This window comes from Mycobacterium sp., from assembly GCF_032162105.1.
GTDB lineage: Bacteria > Actinomycetota > Actinomycetes > Mycobacteriales > Mycobacteriaceae > Mycobacterium.
Map to the genome: position 1 here is coordinate 1 of NZ_JAVRPS010000320.1, position 2,830 is coordinate 2,830.

Genomic DNA, 2,830 nt, shown 5'->3' on the forward strand with positions numbered 1-2,830 from the left:
TTGGCGTCTACTCATCGGCGACGAGATCTTCAACACTTGAACAGTACTCGTTCATCCCGACACAAGACGGTCGCGGTCACGCCCGGCCTGAACAGACCACACGAAAGACGATTCGTCGACCGGCGTCCGTCCGTCGTCGCCGGCCCCTGCTGCGGGCCAGCGTAGCGGACCGGTTCCATCACCGAATTCATCTCGGCCGCAACAGCCTACCGACACACGATGGGAGTGACCCAGTGGTCAACGATACAGGAGCGACGCCATTGTCCAGCATCCGAGGCGCGCGGTTGGGGCGTCGGCAGTTCTTGTGGACGGCGGCGGTCGGCGCTGCCGCGGTGGGTGCTGGTGCGGGTTTGGTGGGGTGCGCGGGAGGTTCTCAGCAGGGTTCGGCGGGTCCGGGTGGGCAAGCCAAGCAGGGTGGGATCTTGCGCTTGGGCGCTCAGGGAGGCGCGAACACCGACACCCTGGATGCACAGAACGGGCTGACCAATACCGACTTTTGTCGGATCTATCAGCTGTATGACCAATTGGTCGTGCTAGACGCGCAGGGCCAGCCGCAGAATTCGTTGGCCAAGTCGATCACGCCGAACGCCGATGGCACCGAGTGGACGATCGTGATTCCCGATGGGGTGACGACGCACCGAGGCAAGCCGTTCACCGCCGATGACGTGCTGTTCAGCTTGAACCGCATCGTGTCGAGCAAGTTTCCCGGTAGCACCAGCCTGGGTCCGGTCGACCTGGGATCGTCGAAGGTCGCCAATCCGACCACGCTGCTGGTGAAGTATCACCAGCCCTTCGCGGTGTTGCCCGAGATGCTGGCCTCGGTGTACTTCACGATGGTTCCGCGCGACTTCGATCCGAAGAACCCCGACGGCACGGGGCCGTTCAAGTATCAGAGCTTCACCCCCGGTGTGTCGAGCACGTTCGTGCGCAATCCGAACTACTGGCACAGCGGACTTCCGCACCTGGATTCGGTCGTGACCACCAACATCGCCGACGAGACCAGCCAGGTCAACGCGTTGCAGTCCAATCAGGTCGACGTGGTCAACTTCTTGTCGCAGGGCTCGGTGGCGGCGCTGCAGGCCGGTGGGATGCACGTCAACATCTCCAAGACCGGTGGCTGGGGCCCATTTACGATGCGTACCGATCAGAAGCCGTTCGACGACGTCCGGGTGCGCCAGGCGTTCCGGCTGATCGTCGACCGCAAGGAGATGCTCGGCCAGGTGTTCGGCGGTCAGGGCACAGTCGGCAACGACGTGTTCGCCCTGCTGGACAAGTCCTATCCCACTGATCTACCCCAGCGCGAGCAGGACATCGATCAGGCCAAGTCACTGCTCAAGGCGGCAGGCGCGGACAACCTGACCATCGATCTGGTGACCACGCCCAATGCGCCGGGGATGGTTCAGGCCGCGCAGGTGTTCGCCACCCAGGCAAAGAAGGCCGGGGTGAACGTCAACGTGGTGCAACAAACCACCACCGACTACTTCGCCAACTCGTATATGAAGGTGCCGTTCAGTCAGGACTATTGGCAGACGGGAACCTACATGTTCACCGCCGGCCAGGCCCAGGCTCCCGGTGCGCCATTCAACTTCTGTCAGTTCAACGACCCCGAGTACAACGCGCTCTACGCTCAGGCACTCGCCGAACTCGATCAGGCCAAGCGCACCGACCTCATCCACCGGATGGCCCACATCGACTACGACCGCGGTGGCTACATCGTCCCCTACTTCTTCCCGGTCATCGATGCCACCAGCCAGAAGGTCGGCGGGGTCGACGAATCCGCCAACGGCTACAGCCCCGGCGGCAACGACTTCGGCGACTTCTGGCTCGCCTAGGTCATGACGAGTCGAACGAGGAGTTGCCACCATGACTGACACACTGGAAGCGACCGCGGCCAGCCCCTCAAAACCCAAGGTGCGCACCAACCATCCGATCCGTTCGCTGCTCGTCCGGCGACTGTTGACCGGTGTCGTCTCGGTATGGGTGATCTCGATCGTCGTGTATGCAGCGACGCTGGTGCTGCCGGGTGACGCCGCAACCGCAATTCTGGGACAGCAGGCCACGCCCGAGCGACTCGTCGAACTGCGACACCAACTTCACCTGGATCAGTCTGCGATCAGCGGGTACTTGAGTTGGGCCAAGGCCGCCTTGCACGGTGACTTCGGGACGTCGCTGACACAAGGGGCGCCGGTGTGGGACCTCATGGTGCCCCGACTCGCGAATTCGATCGTGCTGATCGTGGCAACGGCGATCATCTCGACGGTGCTCGGCGTGCTGCTCGGCATGTGGGCGGCCGCGCGCCGCGACTCGTGGGTCGATCATTCGCTCTCGGTGACTGCTCTGGTGGCAAGTTCGCTGCCCGAGTTCGTCGTTGCGGTGTTCGTAGTGATGGTCTTCGCCGTCACGATGTTCGCCTGGTTCCCCGCGGTCAGCATCCTGCCCGAGGGCGAACACATCTGGAACGAACCGAGCAAGCTCGTGCTTCCAGTCGTGGCCTTGGTGATCGTGGTGACGCCCTACGTGTTCAGAATGTTTCGGGCCTCGCTGATCGAAGCCATGAGTTCCGACTACGTCGAGGTCGCCACCCTCAAGGGTGCGAGCACCGGCAGGCTGCTGTTCGGTCATGCCCTACCGAACTCGCTTGCGGCAACCATCCAAGTGGTAGGGCTCAATCTGCTCTATCTCGCCGGCGGGATTGCCTTGGTCGAAACCGTGTTCCAGTATCCGGGAATCGGTTTGAGCCTCGTCGCGTCGATCACCGACCGGGACGTGCCGGTGATCCAGTTTCTGGTGGTGCTCCTGGCGATCGCCTACGTCTTCCTCAACGTCGCCA

The 2,830-nt window shown here is 62.7% G+C and carries 2 protein-coding genes; both read left to right on the plus strand.

All coding sequences use genetic code 11. From position 1 onward, the window contains the following. Positions 1–260 precede the first annotated feature (260 nt). On the plus strand, positions 261–1,832 hold the full coding sequence (locus QOC69_RS16450) for an ABC transporter substrate-binding protein (RefSeq protein ID WP_526441386.1): 1,572 nt from the start codon (positions 261–263) through the stop codon (positions 1,830–1,832). Between the two features lie 31 nt (positions 1,833–1,863). Further along, positions 1,864–2,830: ABC transporter permease (locus QOC69_RS16455; protein WP_526441388.1), on the plus strand; the 967-nt coding region annotated here is incomplete at its 3' end.